This is a genomic window from Paraburkholderia eburnea (assembly GCF_002917095.1).
In the GTDB taxonomy this organism is placed as follows: Bacteria; Pseudomonadota; Gammaproteobacteria; order Burkholderiales; family Burkholderiaceae; genus Paraburkholderia; species Paraburkholderia eburnea.
In genome coordinates, this window is the sequence record NZ_PQGA01000025.1 from 59,402 (window position 1) to 76,888 (window position 17,487).

The following is a 17,487-nucleotide window of genomic DNA, read 5'->3' on the forward strand; positions in this document are numbered from 1 at the left end:
GCAGATGAACAAACAGGAACTCATTGACGCAGTCGCCGCAAGCACGGGCGAGACCAAGGCAGCCACCGGCGCGGCAATCGACGCGATCCTCGAAGTGGTCACCAAAGCGGTCACGTCGGGCGATTCCGTGCAGCTCGTCGGCTTCGGTTCGTTCTCGACCGGCCAGCGCGCAGCACGCGTCGGCCGCAATCCGGCCACGGGCGCGGAAATCCAGATCGCTGCGGCCAAGACGGTCAAGTTCACGGCCGGCAAGGCTTTCAAGGACGCCGTCAACGCGTCGTGATGCTGGCCGCCGCCGCGCAGCGCGTGCACGGGTGATGACGTAGCGGGGGCGCTCCGGCGCCTTTGCTACGTATGGCCCGATGCGCGCGTTTCGTGCTTTCCGTGCAATGGCTGCGCGGTTTCGGCTGCGCATGTGCAGCGGTACGAAGCATCACACACCGGGAGCGGGACGCATTGCGTCCCGCTCCCGGTTGCTGTTTACGTCGGCGAAAATATCCGTTGTCCGAACCAATCGGACGGCGCCCGCGCAGATACGCACGGGATGAATCTGCTCAAATAAAGCCGCCTAAAAACCGTCCTTGCGCGGCGTAGCGAGCAGATCCGACGACTCCGCACTCTTGCGTGCGAGTTCGTTGCGGCGTCGCTTGGCCTCGTACATGGCCGCGTCTGCAGCACGCAGCATGCCTTCCACGCTTTCTCCTTCCTCGCAGCTTGCCCAACCCAGCGAAAAGCTCAAACGCGGGCCGCCGTAGAACTGGTTGTTCAGTTCGATCAGCTTGCCGATGCTGTCCGCGACGATTTCCGCATCGCGCGCGTCGGCGCCCGGCATCAGCACCACGAATTCGTCGCCGCCGATGCGCGCGGCATGGTAGGGCTTCTGGATCGCCTTCGCCAGCACTTCGCCCGCGCGGCGCAGCAGCGCGTCGCCGGCCGCGTGGCCCAACTGGTCGTTGACGGTTTTCAGGTTGTCCATGTCCACCACGATCGCGCTGACCGGGAACGGTCCTTTGCGCTGCAGACGGTTCAACTCGTCGACATAGAACGAGCGGTTCTTGAGCTTGGTGAGGACGTCGTGCTTGCCGAGGAATTCGAGGTAAGCCTCGGCTTTCTTGCGCGCCGTGATGTCGGTGAGCGCGAGCAGCACGAGATCCCATCGATCCTCGTGGCCCGGAAAGACCGAGAATTGCAGATGGACGTTGAGTTCGCTGCCGTCCAGCGCATAGTTGGTCACTTCGCGCTGCTGGAAGAGGCGGCCCTCCCACAGATCGAGCAACTGCTCGCGAAAATGCGGGCGCATTTCGTCGCGGAAGATCTGCGGCAGGCGCGCGAGCAGCGTCGCCTTGTCGGGCGCGCGGTACATGCCCAGTGTGTAGTGATTCACGTCGAGCACCTGGATCTCGCTCATGCAACGCTCGACGAACTCGGGGTGCACGTCGGTGAAGGTGCGGAAATCGACGATGCCCTGCATGCGCACTTCGTCTAGCAATTCACGAATCGCCGAAAAATTCTCGACCCACAGCGACACCGGCGCGTGCTCGAAAACGCCGAGCGCGTATTGCTCGCTCGCGGCCGCTCGATGGCGCGCCTCTTCGAGCGCGGAGACATCCTCGATGGCAACGAGCACGCGGCCCCAGTCGTTTTCGTGGCCCGGCAGGATCACGCCGCGCAGCAGGATGTCCATGCGGCGGCCACCCAGCGTGTAGTTCACGCTCTTGCTCTCGAAGGTGGCGCTGCCTTGCCACATCTGTTCGAGTTCGCCCACGTGCGCCTGGAACATGTCGTCGCGCAGGACTTCCGCGAGGTGCGCGGTGAGTTCGTCGTGACTGCGCGCACCATAGAGCGCGAGCGTATGCTGGTTCACCTTGAGCACGCGGATGCACGCCGAGCATTCGGCCACGCGGCGCGGATCTTCTTCGAGCCACGCGCGGATATCCGTCACGCCGGCTTCGCGCCAGCGTTCGAACAGGGCGCGTAGCTGGCTATAGTCCTCAAGCCACAGGGAGGTGGGCGTGACGTCGAAGAAGTCGAGCAGGTCGACGCCCATACTGGCAAAGCTGGCGGCGGTGGCCGGAGTGCCTTGTTGCATGTCGGGTGCAATGAGAGAAGTGTTGAGGCGCGCCGCAGTCCGCGCGGCGCGCTATGCGCATCCTACCCGAATACGGGGCGCATGAAACTGCGCTCATAACTCACGATGCAGCGGGTTTCGTCCGCGTATTGAAAGGCGGCCTGGCAGGCGGCATCGTGCCGCGATTGTTCCCGATAGATCTCGTAGGCGGCAAGACTCGGAAAAGAGAACAGGGCGAGCGCGATATTATTCGCGCCTTCGCTGGGCAGGAAGTAGCCGTGATGCTGGCCGCCGAATCGTTCGACGAGGGGGATCCACATCTTTGCGTAGGTTTCGAATTCGGCAAGGCGGTAGGGATCGATGACGTAGCGTAGCGTGCAGGTGATCATGGTGCGAGCGATGGGTTGGGTGTTTCGGGTGTTCTCCGATTTTAGTGCAGCTAGCGGCGGCCAGAATAATGACCGCCTGTCGTATCACGCGTGTACGGTTTCGCTTGTTAGCTCGAAGCCTTCGTCCAGCCATCCCGTGACGCCGCCCGTCATGATCTTGACCGGACGTCCAAGCCGCGCCAGCCGGATCGCGCCGCGCGTGGCGCCATTGCAGTGCGGCCCCGCGCAGTAGGTGACGAAGAGCGTGTGCGGTGGATAGTCGGCCAGCTTCGATTCCACGATCTTGCCGTGCGGCAGATTCACGGCGCCCGGCACATGGCCGCGCGCAAAGAGCGCCGGGCCGCGCACGTCGAGCAACACGAAATCGGGCGCATTGCCGCTGTTGAGCGTGGCGTGCACATCGGCACAATCGGTTTCATAGGCCAGCGAGGCGCTGAAATGGGCGAGCGCCTGGGCGCTCGGCGCAGCGGGGATTTCCGATACGAACGACATACGTGGCTCCTTGTTCTAATGTCGATGGCTGTCATTCTCGCGCTCGCACGAGCGTGGCGACAGTGGCGCGATTGCCAATCTCCGGTAACATCGCGCCATGTCCGATCCTGCACGCCAATCCGCCCATCTCGTCGTGGCGCTCGCCTATGACCGTCTGTGCACGTTCGAATTCGGCTGTGTGACCGAGTTGTTCGCGCTCGATCGGCCCGAACTCGACGTGCCGTGGTATCGCTTTGCCGTTTGCGCGGCAGAGCGCGGTCCGTTGCGCGCGGCGGGCGGCATTACCGTGTCGGCGCCTTATACGCTTGCCATGCTCGATCGTGCGCAGACCGTCGTGATACCGGGTTGGCGCGATCCGGACGAGCGACCGCCCGAGGCGCTGCTCAAGAAACTGCGTGCCGCCCATGCACGAGGCGCACGGCTGTGTTCGATCTGCTCAGGGGTATTCGTGCTGGCGGCGGCGGGCGTGCTGGACGGCCAGCGCGTGACCACGCACTGGCGCTACGCCGAACGTCTGCAGCAACGCTATCCGCAACTGCACGTCGAGCCCGACGCACTCTATATCGACGAAGGCCAGGTGCTGACCTCGGCGGGGTCGGCGGCGGGCATCGACATGCTGCTGCACCTGGTACGCCGCGATCATGGCGGCGCAGTGGCCAACCGCGTGGCGCAGCGGCTCGTTGTGCCGCCGCATCGCGAGGGTGGCCAGGCCCAGTTCGTGCCGCGCCCGATGCCGCGCGACGAGGCCAGCCCGCTTGCGAAGTTGATGGACTGGGTGAGGGCGAATCCGCGCCTGGAGCATAGCGTGGCGTCACTGGCCGCGCGTGCGGCGATGAGCGTGCGCACGCTGCAGCGGCAGTTTCTCGACGCGACCGGCATGGGCCCTTACGCCTGGGTCGTGCGCGAGCGGGTGAGCATCGCACGCGATCTGCTCGAATCGCGGCCCGATCTGCCGATGGAGCGCGTGGCCGATCTCGCAGGCTTCGGTTCTGAGGAATCGCTGCGGCGGCACTTTCGCCGGATTGCGCTAACGAGTCCCGCTGCGTACCGCGAGCAATTCGCGCGCGGTCCACGCACGCCTGTCTGATCGATCAGTATTCCAGAACGATTTTGCCGAAGTGGCCACCGGCCTGTTGCAGCCGGAACGCGTCGCCGATCGCTTCGAGCGGGAACGACCGGTCGATCACGGGCTTGACGCCGGTTGCGTCGATGGCGCGCACCAGATCGATCTGATGCTGCCGGCTGCCGACGATCAAACCTTGCAGCCGTTGCTGCCGCCGCATCATCGTGCCGGTCGGCACCTTGCCCTCAATGCCGGTCAGCACGCCGATCAACGCGATATGGCCGCCTACGCGCGTCGCCAGAATCGATTGTTCCAGCGTGCCGGGACCGCCCACTTCCACGACGTGATCGACGCCGAGTCCATTCGTGTATTCCAGCACCTGACGCGACCATTGCTGCTCGCGGCGATAGTTGATGAGGTGGTCCGCGCCCAGTCGACGCGCGCGTTCGAGTTTGTCGTCGGAGGAGGAGGTGACGATTACCGTCGCGCCCATCGCCTTCGCGTACTGCAGTGCGAAGATCGACACGCCGCCCGTGCCGAGCACCAGCACCGTTTCACCGGCTTTCAGCGCGCCGTCCACGACCAGGGCGCGCCATGCGGTCAACCCCGCCGTCGTGAGGGTGGCCGCTTCGGCGTGCGTGTAGCCGCGCGGGCTGTGCGTGAAGGCCGTGGCCGGCGCGACCACGGCTTCGCGCGCGTAGCCGTCCACGCCGTCCCCGGGTGTCGCGGAGAAGTCGGGGATCGTCGGCGCGCCATCCAGCCAGGGCGGAAAGAACGTCGAAACCACGTGATCGCCCACGGCGAATCCGGTCACGCCGGGTCCGACGGCTTCGACGACGCCCGCGCCGTCCGCCATCGGAATGCGGCCATCAGGGGCGCCCATGCGGCCGAGCACGACACCCAGATCGTGATAGTTGAGCGAACTGGCGTGCACACGCACGCGGATTTCGCCTGCCTGTGGCTCGCCGGGCGCGGCGATATCCACGAGTTTGAGGTTGTCGAGGCCGGCGGGCGCGATCAGTTTGATGGCTTTCATTGAATTCTCCGGAAGGCGTAGGGCGATGAGTTGGCCGGAACGGGCACCAGACAAAGCATAGCCGCGCCTTCAAGACAGTTGCTGGGAGTAGGGCCGTGCGGATCGCTGTTGGAATTTACTTTTGGCGAAGTGGCTTGCTATTGACAAATAAATTATGCCGCTCCTATGATGCGCCCACGGTAGTCAGAAAGTGAGTGGCTTGCGGAAATTGAAATGCTGCGATGCGGCATTTCCGTCCCGCGCGGGCCACGGCTGCCGCAGCCACAAAGGCGCGTTAGACGCCGCTACTCATGTTTGGAGACAGGCTCATGCCCCAATCGATCGTCACGGACCGCGCGTCCGAGTCTGCGTTCGCTGCGCGCGCCGCCGCGTCGGCCAGCCCGGCGTCCCCTGCCAGCGACGACCTGCTGTACCGTAAGGTCGCCTGGCGCGTCATCCCGTTTTTGTTCTTCTGTTACGTCGTGTCGTTCCTCGACCGCATCAACATCGGCTTCGCGCAACTACAGATGAAGCACGATCTCGGCTTCAGCGACGCGATGTACGGCCTGGGCGCCGCCATCTTTTACGTGGGCTATGTGCTCTGCGAAGTGCCCAGCAATCTCTTGCTCGCGCGCTTCGGTGCGCGCCGCACGTTCATGCGGATCATGCTGCTCTGGGGCATCGCCTCGACCTGCATGATGTTTGTGCACGCCCCCGCGCATTTCTACGCGCTGCGCTTCATGCTGGGCGTGTTCGAGGCGGGTTTCTTTCCCGGCATCGTGCTTTACCTGACCTACTGGTTCCCGCCGTCTCGCCGCGCCGCGGTCTTTTCGATCTTCTTCGCGGGTGTTGCCGTGGCGGGCGTGTTGGGCGGGCTGGTTTCCGGCTGGATCATGCGCGACCTGAACGGTGCGATGGGCCTCGAAGGCTGGCGCTGGATGTTCGCGATCGAAGGATTGCCCGCCGTGCTGCTCGGGCTGATGGCGGCGTTCAAGCTGGTGGATGGCCCTGGGCAGGCGCGCTGGCTGAGCGACGCGGAGAAAACGCACCTGATCGCGCAGCGCGACGGCGGTGCCGTGCATGACGGCAGGCACGGCGCGCATTCGTCGCGCGCGTTCCTCGCGGCGCTGGGCAATCCGCGTGTCTATCTGTTCGCATTCATCTATTTTTCGCTGACTTGCGCGTCGCTCACGCTGAACTTCTGGATGCCGCTGATGATCCGCGACTTCGGTGTGCATGACGTGCTCGCGATCAGCCTCTACACGGTGATTCCGAATGCGGTCGGCGCGGTGGGCCTGATGCTGATTGCGCGCCGCTCGGACCGTCGAGGCGAGCGCCGCTGGCACTTCGCGGCCTGCACGATCGGTGGCGGCATCGCGCTGGCATTGCTCACGCTGCATCTCGCGAGTTTTGCCGCGATGATGGCGATTCTGTCGATCGCGGCTGTGCTGATCTTCGCCGCGCTGCCGATTTTCTGGGCCGTGCCGCCTGCGTATCTCTCGGGCAAGTCGGCTGCTGGCGGGATCGCGCTCATCAGCAGTATCGGCATCACGAGCGGCATCGTGAGCCCGTGGGCAATCGGCCTCATCAAGACGCACACGGGCAGTATGGATAACGCTTTGTATGCGCTCGCCGCATTGCTGGCGGTGAGCGGCGCGGCGCTGCTGCTGGGCGTGCCGGCTGCGAAGAACGCGCGTTGATATCGGGAGCGGCCAGGCTCAGCCGGGCAATTCTTCGATCGAATCGACGCGGTCGGGATAGAACGCCAGATGGTTCTTGATCTGCGCGACGGCGTCGTGTGGCGCCTCGTAGGTCCAGATCGCGTTGATCGAGCGCTCGCCGCCCGGCGTGATCGAGTAGTAGGACGCGTCGCCCTTATAGGGACAGTAGGTACTGTGATCCGTGCGCGCGAGCAAGGCCATGTCGGCGTCGTCGCGCGGCACGTAGAACACGGGCGGGTAGTTCGCTTCGCGTAGCGTCAGCGCGCGACGCGTATCGGCGACAGTCTTGCCCGCGACCTTCACGACCACGCGCGACGGCGTGCGCTCGATCGTGATCGGATGGTCGGGGCCGGGGATCTTTACGGATTTTGCGGTCATGGCGACGTTCCTTTTCCGTTTGACGAGAAAAGGAACGTTACTACAGTGGCGGTTTTCGCGTACGGCGCTTACTGCTGCGGCGCGCCGCTCCAGGCGGGCAGGGTCGTGCCGTGATAGACCGCGTTGATCTTCGCCGCGACATTCGCCTGCTGATAGCTGGCTACGAGATCGCGCACCCACGGTGCATTGGCGTCTTTCTCGTTGACGGCGATGAAGTTGCGGTACGGGCTGCCGTCTACCTTCTCCTGCGCGATGCGTTCCTGCGGGATACGGATGCCGGCCTTGACCGCCCAGTCCGTATTGACCACGGCGGCATCCAGATCGCCGATGGCGCGCCCGACGATACCGGCGTCGAGTTCCTTGATTTTGATTTGCTTCGGATTGCTTGCGATATCGCGCGCGGTCGGCAGCAGGCCGACGTTGTCACGCAGCTTGATCAGACCATACGACTGCAGCAGCAACAGCGAGCGGCCTTCGTTGCTGGGATCGTTCGGCACGCCGATGGTCGCGCCCGTCGGCAGCGCGGCGATCGAGGCATGCTTGCGCGAATAGAGGCCGATCGGCTGCACATAGGTGAAGCCCACGGGCACGATCGCGTAGTGGCGCGCGGCGATCTGCGCATCCAGATACGGCTTGTGCTGGAACGAATTGGCGTCCAGGTCGTGTTGCGCGAGCGCCTCGTTGGGCTGCGTGTAATCGGAGAACGTCGTGACCTTGACGTCGATGCCGTGCTGCGCGGCGTTGGCGGCGACCACGCGCCACACGTCCTCGTCCTCGCCCGACATGATGCCCACGCGCACCGTATGCTGCGCCGCTGCGGCGGACTGGCCGAACGGCACCAGCGCGGCGCCGGCGATCAGCGCGATGGAGGCCAGCCCCGATGCCAGCAGTGTTCTCTTGTTCTTGTTCATGAAAGTGTGATCGTGACGTGGTGAAAGATGGGGCGATGCTAGGGCGCGCCTGCGCCTTCGCCAAATAATTTCGCGCGCGTTGTTTATCGCACGGATCGTCATAAGCACTTGACGCAGCGTGCAAAGCGCCTTCCTGCAAGGGCTTTACGCTTGCGTCACGGTTTGCGCAATTCGCGCAAAGCATATGTGAAAACGTCGCTTTGCCTGGTGCGTAGCCCTGTCTACGATGCAGCGGATGCTATCTGGATGGGTTTTGCTCATGTCGACTATTGCCGTTCCTTCTCACGATTCCGGGTTCGGTGCGCGTGCCGCCGCGGCCAACGCGGACGCTACTGCGCACACCGTCATTCGCTCCGCCGAAGACGTTGCGCGTCTCGTCAACGCAGGTCCGGCGCAAGGTACGCGCACACGTGCTGTGATTGCCATCGCGCTAGGCGGCGTGTTTCTCGATGCCTACGATCTCACCTCGCTTGCCTATGGTGTGAAGGACATCGCGCGCCAGTTCGCGCTTTCGCCGGCGCAGGTCGGCCTCGTGTCCGCCGCGATCACGTTCGGCGCGATTCTGGGCGCGCTGTTCGGCGGCTATCTGACCGACCGCATCGGGCGCTATCGGGTCTTCATGGCCGATATGCTGTTCTTCGTCGTGGCCGCCATCATTGCGGGACTGGCCCCTAATGCATGGGTGCTGGGGGGCGCGCGCTTTCTGATGGGCTTTGGCGTGGGGCTGGATCTGCCGGTGGCGATGGCGTTTCTCGCCGAATTCTCCCGCGTGGCGGGACGCGGCAACAAGGCGGCCAGCGTCGCGGCCTGGTGCCCCGCATGGTATGCGGCCACGAGCACCTGCTATCTGCTGATCCTTGGGCTCTATGCGATTCTGCCCGCGCATCACACCGACTGGCTCTGGCGATTGACGCTCGCCTTCGGCGCGGTGCCCGCGATCGTCATCATTCTGGTGCGCCGTCGCTATATCAGCGAATCGCCGGTGTGGGCCGCGAATCAGGGCGATCTCGAAGAAGCCGCGCGCATTCTCAAGCGTTCGTGGGGCGTGGATGCCGTGGTCGAGCGTCCCGCCGACGACGCCTCGGCGCAGACGGCCAAAGTGCCGCGCGCGAGCTGGCGCAATTACGGCGTGCTGTTCAACGCCACGTATCGCCGCCGCACGATCCTCGCGGCGACGATCGGCGCAGCTTCGTCGTTTGGCTATAACGCGATTATCTTCGGCCTGCCGGTCATCATCGCGAGTTTCCTGAAACAGGGGCCGCTTACGACCATCGTGGCGTCGCTGCTGCTCAATCTGCTCTTCGCGTTCGTGGGCGGCCTGATTGGCGTGCGCACCGCGCCCACGGTGGGCTCATGGAAGATGACGGTGCTCGGTCATTCCCTGCAGGTGATCGCGCTGGTCGGGCTCGCGTTGATCGGGCATCCGTCGAGCGGCGTATTCGTCGCGCTCGCCATCCTGCTGCTCGGCGCGTATCTGTTCGGGCAGGGCTTCGGGCCGGGTTCGCATTCGATGGTTTATGCGTCGCTAAGCTATCCGACTTCGCTGCGCGGCATCGGCGTGGGTTTCAACCAGACGCTGGTGCGCTCGGCTTCCACGGTGTCGCTGTTTCTGTTTCCGGTCCTGGCGGCGGCGCTGGGCACCAAAGTGTTCTGGGTGATCGCGATCGCGCCGTTCACGTCGTTGCTCGTGTTGCTGGCGATTCGCTGGGAGCCGTCGGGTTATGACATCGATGGCGAAGATTATGGCGAGGCCGCCGCCGCGCGTCACGCGCGTGCGAAAGCGAATGCCGATGAATGCCCCGCCTGCATGCGCGCATAGCCGATATCGTCATATGCAATCGCAGAAAAACTAGTAGGGGATTGGAGTTCGCACTGTTCAAATGATTGGCAGGACCCGTGCCACAAGCGCGGGACGCCCATCAGGTCAGTTCGAATTGCCATGCCCACTAGTGAATATTCCAACACCGCGGCGCGTGTGCCGCGGCTTCCCGACCCACGCCGCGTGAGGCGCATCGCGAACGACGCGCAAGCGCTCGAAGCGGCTCGCGTGCTCGCGCAAACGGCGGCGCCCGGCGCCTCGCAGCGTGACCGCGAACGCGCGCTGCCGTGGGACGAACTCGAAAATTGGTCCGAAAGCGGACTCGGCGCGATCACCGTGCCGCGCGAATACGGCGGCGCGGAAGTGTCGTACGCCACGCTCGCCGAAGTCTTCGTGCTGCTCTGCGCAGCCGATCCCGCGTTCGGCCAGATTCCACAAAATCATTTCGGTGTGCTGGGATTGTTGCGGGAAAGCGGTTCGCCCGCGCAGAAAGCGCGGCTTTACGGCGAAGCGCTGGCAGGGCATCGCTTTGGCAACGCCGGGCCGGAGCGCCGCTCGGCGGCTTCGCCCACGATCCTGCACGGCGCGACGCGTCTTTCATCGACACCGGACGGTCTGCGTCTGAACGGGGAGCGCTTTTATTCGACCGGCGCACTGTTCGCGCATCGCGTGCCCACGCGCGCCACCGACGACGAAGGCCGCGCCGTGCAGGTCTGGGTGCCGTACGATGCAGCGGGCCTCACCGTGATCGACGACTGGAGTTCATTCGGACAGCGAACCACGGCAAGCGGCACGGTGCGTTTCGACAACATCGCCATCGATCCTCAAGACGTGCTGCCGCTATGGCAACTTGCCGATAAACCCGGTCTCTTCGGCCCGACTTCGCAGATCATTCAGGCGGCGATCGATCAAGGCATCGCCGAAGCGGCCGTCGCCGATGCGATCACCTTCGTGCGCGAGCGCGCGCGGCCCTGGATGGATTCGGGCGTCGCCCGCGCGGCTGACGACCCGTACATCATCGCCGATATCGGGCGCCTGCAGATCGACCTGCATGCGGCGCGCGAAGTCCTGCTCGAAGCGGGGCGCACACTCGACGAACTGGCGGTGGAGGCGTTCGGCAACGGCTTGAGCGAGAAAGCCAGTGCGCGCGCTTCGGTGGCCGTTGCGGCGGCGAAGGTGCTGACCACGCGCATCGCGCTCGAAGCGAGCGAAAAACTCTTCGAACTGGCGGGCTCGTCGGCGACGCGCGCGGCGCACAACCTTGACCGCCATTGGCGCAATGCGCGCACGCATACGCTGCACGATCCCGTGCGCTGGAAGCTGCATCTGCTGGGCAACTATCACCTGAACGGTGCGCTGCCCGCGCGGCATTCGTGGAATTGAACAGGCATTGGACAGAGTGAGATCGGGAATAGAAGCATGAATGTCGACATTTCTTCCGCGCTGCTGAAGCGCGGCGGCGAACAGCCTGCACAGGCACCGGCGCAAGCCCCCGCCCGGATTGAGAACGACGCGCAGGCCGTCGCCGTGGCGCAGCGCCTTGCAGGCGAATTCGCGCCGGAGGCCGCATTGCGCGACCGCGAGCGCCGTTTGCCCTGGGGCGAACTCGATGCGTTTGTCGCCAGCGGCTTGTGGACGATCACGGTGCCGCGCGAGTTTGGCGGCCCGGGTGTGCGCAATGGCACGCTTGCCGAAGTCACGGCGACCATCGCCGCAGCGGACGGCTCGCTCGGCCAGATTCCGCAGAATCATTTCTATGCGCTCGAAGTGCTGCGTGTAGGCGGCAGCCAGGAGCAGCAGCGCTTTTTCTATGGCCGTGTGCTCGCGGGCGAGCGCTTCGGCAATGCGCTCGCCGAAATCGGCCACAAGGACTTCTTGCGGCGCACGCGGCTCTCGCGCGACGCGCAGGGCTGGCGTATCGACGGGCGCAAATTCTATTGCACCGGCGCGCTCTACGCGCACTGGATTCCCACGCTCGTCGTGAGCGAGGAAGCGGGGCGCGACGTGACGTATCTCGCGTTCGTGCCGCGTGCTGCTGCTGGCGTGACGATCACGGACGACTGGGATGGCTTCGGTCAGCGCGTGACGGGCAGCGGCTCCGTGCAGTTCGACGGCGTGCGCGTGGAGCCGGAATGGATCGTGCCGTTCCAGACCTCGTTCGAGCGTGCCACCACGATCGGCCCGCTCGCGCAGATCATTCACGCGGCGATCGATCTGGGTCAGGCGCGTGGCGCATTCGACGCCGCGTTGCGTTTCGTGCGCGAGCGCTCGCGTCCGTGGATCGACGCGAAGGTCGATCGTGCCGCCGACGATCCGCTCACGATCGCGCAATTCGGCGATCTGGCCGCGCGTCTTGCCGCCGCCGAAGCGCTGGTGCGCCGCGCGGGCCGCTACGTCGACGCCGCTCAGGCCGCGCCCGACGAGCAAGCCGAACAAGCGGTCGCCGAAGCATCGATTGCCGTCGCCGAGGCGCGTGCGCTCACCACGACGATCTCGCTCGACGCCGGATCGCGTCTGTTCGAACTCGCGGGCACGGCCGCGACGCTCGACGGTCTCGGGCTCGACCGTTTCTGGCGCAATGCGCGCACGCACACGCTGCACGACCCGGTGCGCTGGAAATATCACGCAGTCGGCAACTTCTATCTGAACGATGCGCTGCCGCCGCGCCACGGAGCTTTGTGATGTCGCAAACCAACAAGAAGCCTGTCCTGCTCAACGCGTTCAACATGAATTGCGTGGGCCATATCAATCACGGCTTGTGGACCCATCCGCGCGACCGTTCGGCGGATTACCGCAAGATCGCTTACTGGACCGATCTCGCGCGCACGCTCGAACGCGGGTTGTTCGACGGGCTGTTTCTTGCCGACATCGTTGGCGTCTACGATGTCTATCAGCGCAATGTCGATGTGACGCTGCGCGAATCGATCCAGTTGCCCGTGAACGATCCCACGCTGCTGGTGCCGGCGATGGCGGCGGTCACGCAGCATCTGGGCTTTGGCGTGACGGTCAATCTGAGCTATGAGGCGCCGTATCTGCTGGCGCGGCGCTTTTCCACGCTCGATCATCTGACGCAGGGGCGCATCGGCTGGAATATCGTGACGGGTTATCTCGACAGCGCGGCGCGGGCGATGGGCGTGTCGGAACAGTTGCCGCACGACGAGCGTTACGAGCGCGCCGACGAATACGTCGACGTGCTTTACAAGCTCTGGGAAGGTAGCTGGGAGCCTGATGCCGTGCTGCGCGACAAGGCGGCGCGCGTGTACGCGGACCCGGCGAAGGTGCATCGCGTACAACATGCGGGGCGCTATTACAACGTCGATGGTTACCATCTGGCCGAGCCTTCGCCGCAACGCACGCCGGTGCTGTTCCAGGCGGGCAGTTCGGGGCGCGGGCAGCGTTTCGCCGCGCGTCACGCCGAGTGCGTGTTCATTTCTCCGCCCAATCGCGCGGTGGGGCGCGAGACGGTGCGCGCGCTGCGCGAGCAGTTGGTGCGCGCGGGGCGGCGTCCGGACGACGTGAAGGTATTCGTCGGCGCGGCGGTGGTGACGGGGGCGACTGAGCGCGAGGCGCACGAAAAGTACGCGGACTATAAGCGCTACGCTAGCCGCGAGGCGGGACTGGCGCATTTCGCGGCGAGCACGGGCATCGACTACGCACAGTACGATCTGGACGAGCCGGTCGATTACACGCCCGGCAATGCCATCGAATCGGCCACGCGCACGGCGAAGCAGCACGGCTGGACGCGTCGGGCGCTGCTGGAGATGTTCGAACTGGGCGGACGCTATCCGGCCATCGTCGGCAACCCGGCGCAGGTCGCCGATGAGTTGCAGGCCTGGGTCGACGAGGCGGACGTGGATGGTTTCAACCTGAGCCGCACGGTGGTGCCCGAAAGCTACGAGGATTTCGTCGATCTGATCGTGCCGGAATTGCAGAATCGCGGAATCTACAAGACGGCCTACGAGGAGGGCACGCTGCGCCACAAGCTCTTCGGGGCGGGTGATACGCTGCCGCAGCGGCACGCGGGTGCGTCGTTCCGTCAGGAGTCGGCGGCTTCGGTCTGATCTATTTATCGGTACCAGCGATATTTCCTGTTTATGTCTGTGAGCGATATTGCCTGAATATCGCCTGCAGGCATATAATCGCTTTATGCCTCACAGGAATATCGCATGAAGATCATCGTCCACACGCCTGCCGGCCTTGCCGAGATCCTGCAATCGGCGAGAAAAAAATGCGGCTTGACCCAGACGCAGGCGGCGGCCGCGCTTGGCATCGGCCAGCCGCGCCTGTCGGCGCTGGAAACCACCGGCACGGCCAGCATCTCGCTCGAACAAATGCTCGCGCTGTTCGCACTCTACGAACTGGAATTCTGCGTGCAGTCGCGCGACGCTTCCACTCCGGAGTACGAGCTGCGTGAAGACGGACCGGAGTGGTAGCCGATGGGACGCAAATCGCATTCACGCACCCTGTCGATCTGGGCCAATGGAGAGCGCGTCGGCACCTGGACACTGACGGGCTCGGGCGAGGCCGAACTGCGCTATGACGCGAGCTGGAAGGCGTCCGGGACGGGCCGCCCGCTGTCGCTTTCGCTGCCGTTCGGCGTGGGGGACCGGCCGCTGCGCGGCACGCGCGTCTATCACTACTTCGACAATCTGCTGCCGGACAGCACGGCCATCCGCCGACGCATCGCCGCGCGTTTTCGCACGGATTCCATCGACGCCTTCGATCTGCTCAAGGCGATCGGGCGCGATTGCGTGGGCGCGGTGCAACTGCTCGACGAAGACGAAACGCCCGCGCCGCTCGCGCGCATTGACGGCACGCCGCTCGACGATGCCGCCATCGAACGCCTGCTGCTGGAGACCTCGGGCGCGGTGCAGCCAGGCAGCGGTGACGCCGACGAAGAACTGCGCATTTCGCTGGCCGGCGCGCAGGAAAAAACGGCGCTGCTCCGTCACGAGGGCCGCTGGCTGCTGCCGCATGGCGCCACGCCTACCACGCACATCCTCAAGCTGCCGCTCGGTTTCATCGGCCATCGCAAGGTGGACTTCAATACTTCCGTCGAAAACGAGTGGCTGTGTCTGGCCGTGCTCAAGGCCTATGGATTGCCGGTATCGTCGGCGAGCATCGTCACGTTCGGCGCGCAGAAGGTGCTGGCCGTCGAGCGCTTCGACCGCGCCATCTCGCGTAGCGGCGCGCTGCTGCGTCTGCCGCAGGAGGACTTTTGCCAGGCGCTGGGCGTCGCGCCGCATTTCAAGTACGAAGCGCAGGGCGGTCCCGGCGTGCGCGAAATCGCGGACCTGTTGCGCCAGTCGCAATCGGCGCGCGAGGACATCGAGACTTTTCTCGCCGCGCAGATCGCCTTCTGGATGATGGCCGCACCCGACGGCCACGCGAAGAATTTCAGCCTGCGCCTGCTGCCTGGCGGGCGTTTTCAGCTCGCGCCGCTCTATGACGTCATGTCGATATGGCCCGTGGAGGGCGACGGCGGCAGTCAATGGTCATGGTACAAGGCCACGCTGGCGATGGCGGTCTGGGGCAAGAGCCGCCATTACCGCATGCGCGACGTGAAGCGCGTCCATTTCGACACCACCGCGCAGTTGTGCCACTACGGGCCTGACGCCGCGCCGATCATCGAACGCCTCGTCGAGCGTACGCCGGCGGTGATCGAAACCGTTGGAGCGAGTCTGCCCGAAGGCTTTCCTCAACGCGTGGCCGAACGGCTGTTCGACGGGTTGCGTTTTTCGGCGCAGCGGCTCGCAGTGTCGTGAATTCGCGCAACGCCGATTCGGATCATATGGAGATGAAGACCTCGCAGTTTGAGGCGAGCGCGGTCCATTAAGCGATAGCAAGGGGGCTTTCCAGTGTGCGGGGCAAGTGTCGTTTCCATGACTTGCCCGACACGGGGAATTCTGGCGTGATACCACATCGTCATCGTCATCGTTATCTATTCGCCTCAACTCGCGTGATATGGAAATTTCCCGCCTCAATTTTTCCCTGCGCCAGCTACGCTATTTCGTGACGGCAGCCGAAACGCTGTCGTTCACCTCAGCGGCGCGGCTAATGCATATCTCGCAGCCTTCCATTTCCAGTGCAATCTCCGAACTTGAAGACGCATTCGGTATTCAACTATTCATTCGCCATCACGCCGCCGGCCTGTCGCTTACGCAGGCAGGGCGCGAATTACTCGGCAAGACGCGCGATCTTTTGAAGAACGCCGAAGAACTGCAGTCGGTCGCGCGCGGGCTCGACACCGGCATGACAGGGACGATCGCGCTGGGCTGCCTCGTGTCGCTGGCGCCGCCGTTGTTGTCCGGTCTGATCAGCCGTTTTCTTGCCGATCATGCAGGTATTGGCTTCAAGACAATTGAAGGGCATCAGGACGATCTGTTCAAGGGATTGCACGACGGTTCGCTCGATATCGCGCTCACCTACGATATCGATCTCACCGACGATATCGATTTTCGCCCGCTGGTGCGTCTGCCGCCTTATGTGATCCTGCCGAGCAAACATCCGCTCGCGCAGCATCGTGCAGTGTCGCTGGCGAATCTCGTGGATGAACCCTATGTGATGCTCGATCTGCCGCATAGCCGCGAATATTTTTCCTCACTCTTCGATGCGGTTGGGCAGCGTCCCGTGCCGGTGTTTCGCTCCTCGCAACCGGAGGTGGTGCGCGGTATGGTGGCAAATGGTCTGGGCTATAGCATTTTGAATTTCCCGCTTAAATCGACGCAAACCGTCGACGGCGAGGATTTCGTGGTGAAACGATTCAAGGAAAAAGTCGTGGCGACCACGCTGGGTATTGCGCAGTCGCGCACGATGAAGCCGCGCATGGTGGTACAGCGGTTTGCCTCGTTTGCGGAGGAGTTGATCAAGAATCAGTATGTGCGGCCCTGAAGGGCAGGGCCAACACCTTAGAACGAGTAGATGAACTGCGCCCCCAGCAAGTCATTGCTCTTGCTGTACGACCCGTCGTTACGCAGGAACACATTCTGCGAAGCCCAGTCGTGGCGGTATTCGACCTTCACCGTGATCTGCTGCGTCGGATAGAACAGCAGATCCAGCGATACGTCCTGACGCACCGCGCCCTTGCACTGGAAGCCGAGACCGCCGTTCGCCTGGGAATTCGCCAGGCAGTCCGCACCAATGCCGAAGCCGTTGTACGGGTCCATGCCGTTGCCGTTGAGCGCCACGCCACCGCCACCGCCGCCGTTCTTGCTGTCGGCGAGCAGGTCGTAACGCGCGGTCACGCCCATGCGGCCCACCACCGGCGCGTTGAACTTGCGGTGCGCAAGCAGCGAGAAGCCGTACCACTGCGCATTGCCGCCGTTATACGCGGCGCGCTGCTGCTGGCCGTAATCGACTTCGGCGTTGTACTGCGTGTCCGCTGCGGTGTAGCTCGCATCGACTTCGCCAAAGAAGAAGTAGCCGCCCGAACTCGTCGCCTGGCCGCCCGCACCGTAGACCGCCTGGCCCGTGGTGGGATCGATGGCGCTGGAGAGCGTCTGGCGTCCGACGTTGAACGATCCGCCGATATCCAGTGCGCTCGACCACGTGTAATCCGCGCGTGCCGTGAGGGTCGGGATCTTGTTGCTCGTCGTGATCGGGTCGCCCAGCGCATTGGTGCCCGTCTGCGT

Annotated in this window: 17 protein-coding genes; 10 read left to right on the forward strand and 7 right to left on the reverse strand. The window is 64.2% G+C overall.

Features of this window, described 5'->3' with window-relative positions; all coding sequences use genetic code 11:
• Window positions 1-4: 4 nt before the first annotated feature.
• Window positions 5-283 carry an HU family DNA-binding protein gene (locus tag B0G62_RS27725; RefSeq protein WP_027818693.1) on the forward strand — a complete coding sequence of 93 codons (279 nt, stop codon included), beginning with the start codon at window positions 5-7 and terminating at the stop codon, window positions 281-283.
• A gap of 285 nt (window positions 284-568) precedes the next feature.
• On the opposite strand, the gene B0G62_RS27730 is transcribed toward B0G62_RS27725, so the two are convergent.
• The 3 genes from B0G62_RS27730 to B0G62_RS27740 form a co-directional block, all read right to left on the reverse strand.
• Complete coding sequence (locus B0G62_RS27730) at window positions 569-2,047, reverse strand: sensor domain-containing diguanylate cyclase (RefSeq protein ID WP_103707374.1); 1,479 nt, start codon at window positions 2,045-2,047, stop codon at window positions 569-571.
• 104 nt (window positions 2,048-2,151) lie between these two features.
• The gene (locus tag B0G62_RS27735) at window positions 2,152-2,457 is read right to left on the reverse strand and encodes an NIPSNAP family protein (RefSeq protein ID WP_103707375.1); all 306 of its coding nucleotides are present in this window, start codon (window positions 2,455-2,457) and stop codon (window positions 2,152-2,154) included.
• 84 nt (window positions 2,458-2,541) lie between these two features.
• Window positions 2,542-2,949 carry a rhodanese-like domain-containing protein gene (locus B0G62_RS27740; RefSeq protein WP_103707376.1) on the reverse strand — a complete coding sequence of 136 codons (408 nt, stop codon included), beginning with the start codon at window positions 2,947-2,949 and terminating at the stop codon, window positions 2,542-2,544.
• Window positions 2,950-3,046: 97 nt separating this feature from the next.
• On the opposite strand from B0G62_RS27740, the gene ftrA reads away from it, so the two are divergent.
• Window positions 3,047-4,036, forward strand: a complete 990-nt coding sequence (gene ftrA / locus B0G62_RS27745; protein WP_103707377.1) for a transcriptional regulator FtrA — start codon at window positions 3,047-3,049, stop codon at window positions 4,034-4,036.
• A gap of 4 nt (window positions 4,037-4,040) precedes the next feature.
• Here the strand turns inward: ftrA and B0G62_RS27750 are convergent, their stop codons facing one another.
• Complete coding sequence (locus tag B0G62_RS27750; RefSeq protein WP_103707378.1) at window positions 4,041-5,048, reverse strand: zinc-dependent alcohol dehydrogenase family protein; 1,008 nt, start codon at window positions 5,046-5,048, stop codon at window positions 4,041-4,043.
• Between the two features lie 308 nt (window positions 5,049-5,356).
• Here B0G62_RS27750 and B0G62_RS27755 point away from each other — a divergent pair, with 308 nt between their 5' ends.
• The gene (locus B0G62_RS27755; protein WP_103707379.1) at window positions 5,357-6,727 is read left to right on the forward strand and encodes an MFS transporter; all 1,371 of its coding nucleotides are present in this window, start codon (window positions 5,357-5,359) and stop codon (window positions 6,725-6,727) included.
• An 18-nt stretch (window positions 6,728-6,745) separates the two neighbouring features.
• Here the strand turns inward: B0G62_RS27755 and B0G62_RS27760 are convergent, their stop codons facing one another.
• Together B0G62_RS27760 and B0G62_RS27765 are read right to left on the reverse strand one after the other, a co-directional pair.
• Window positions 6,746-7,126, reverse strand: a complete 381-nt coding sequence (locus B0G62_RS27760) for a DUF427 domain-containing protein (protein WP_103707380.1) — start codon at window positions 7,124-7,126, stop codon at window positions 6,746-6,748.
• Window positions 7,127-7,194: 68 nt separating this feature from the next.
• On the reverse strand, window positions 7,195-8,037 hold the full coding sequence (locus B0G62_RS27765) for a MetQ/NlpA family lipoprotein (protein ID WP_103707381.1): 843 nt from the start codon (window positions 8,035-8,037) through the stop codon (window positions 7,195-7,197).
• A 259-nt stretch (window positions 8,038-8,296) separates the two neighbouring features.
• Between B0G62_RS27765 and B0G62_RS27770 the strand changes: the two genes are divergently transcribed.
• From B0G62_RS27770 to B0G62_RS27800, 7 genes are all read left to right on the forward strand, one after another.
• Window positions 8,297-9,856, forward strand: a complete 1,560-nt coding sequence (locus B0G62_RS27770; RefSeq protein ID WP_103707382.1) for an MFS transporter — start codon at window positions 8,297-8,299, stop codon at window positions 9,854-9,856.
• Window positions 9,857-9,976: 120 nt separating this feature from the next.
• Entirely contained in the window at window positions 9,977-11,239 is a 1,263-nt protein-coding gene (locus tag B0G62_RS27775; RefSeq protein ID WP_103707383.1) for an SfnB family sulfur acquisition oxidoreductase, read from the forward strand.
• Between the two features lie 36 nt (window positions 11,240-11,275).
• Window positions 11,276-12,538, forward strand: a complete 1,263-nt coding sequence (locus B0G62_RS27780) for an SfnB family sulfur acquisition oxidoreductase (protein WP_103707384.1) — start codon at window positions 11,276-11,278, stop codon at window positions 12,536-12,538.
• Complete coding sequence (locus tag B0G62_RS27785; protein WP_103707385.1) at window positions 12,538-13,917, forward strand: LLM class flavin-dependent oxidoreductase; 1,380 nt, start codon at window positions 12,538-12,540, stop codon at window positions 13,915-13,917. Before B0G62_RS27780 ends, B0G62_RS27785 begins: the two co-directional genes overlap by 1 nt.
• A 105-nt stretch (window positions 13,918-14,022) precedes the next feature.
• Window positions 14,023-14,289 carry a helix-turn-helix domain-containing protein gene (locus B0G62_RS27790; RefSeq protein WP_103707386.1) on the forward strand — a complete coding sequence of 89 codons (267 nt, stop codon included), beginning with the start codon at window positions 14,023-14,025 and terminating at the stop codon, window positions 14,287-14,289.
• A gap of 3 nt (window positions 14,290-14,292) precedes the next feature.
• The gene (locus tag B0G62_RS27795) at window positions 14,293-15,621 is read left to right on the forward strand and encodes a type II toxin-antitoxin system HipA family toxin (protein WP_103707387.1); all 1,329 of its coding nucleotides are present in this window, start codon (window positions 14,293-14,295) and stop codon (window positions 15,619-15,621) included.
• Between the two features lie 199 nt (window positions 15,622-15,820).
• The gene (locus B0G62_RS27800) at window positions 15,821-16,747 is read left to right on the forward strand and encodes a LysR family transcriptional regulator (RefSeq protein ID WP_103707388.1); all 927 of its coding nucleotides are present in this window, start codon (window positions 15,821-15,823) and stop codon (window positions 16,745-16,747) included.
• Window positions 16,748-16,764: 17 nt separating this feature from the next.
• Here B0G62_RS27800 and B0G62_RS27805 read toward each other — a convergent pair.
• Window positions 16,765-17,487: DUF3138 family protein (locus tag B0G62_RS27805; RefSeq protein ID WP_146055372.1), on the reverse strand; the 723-nt coding region annotated here is incomplete at its 5' end.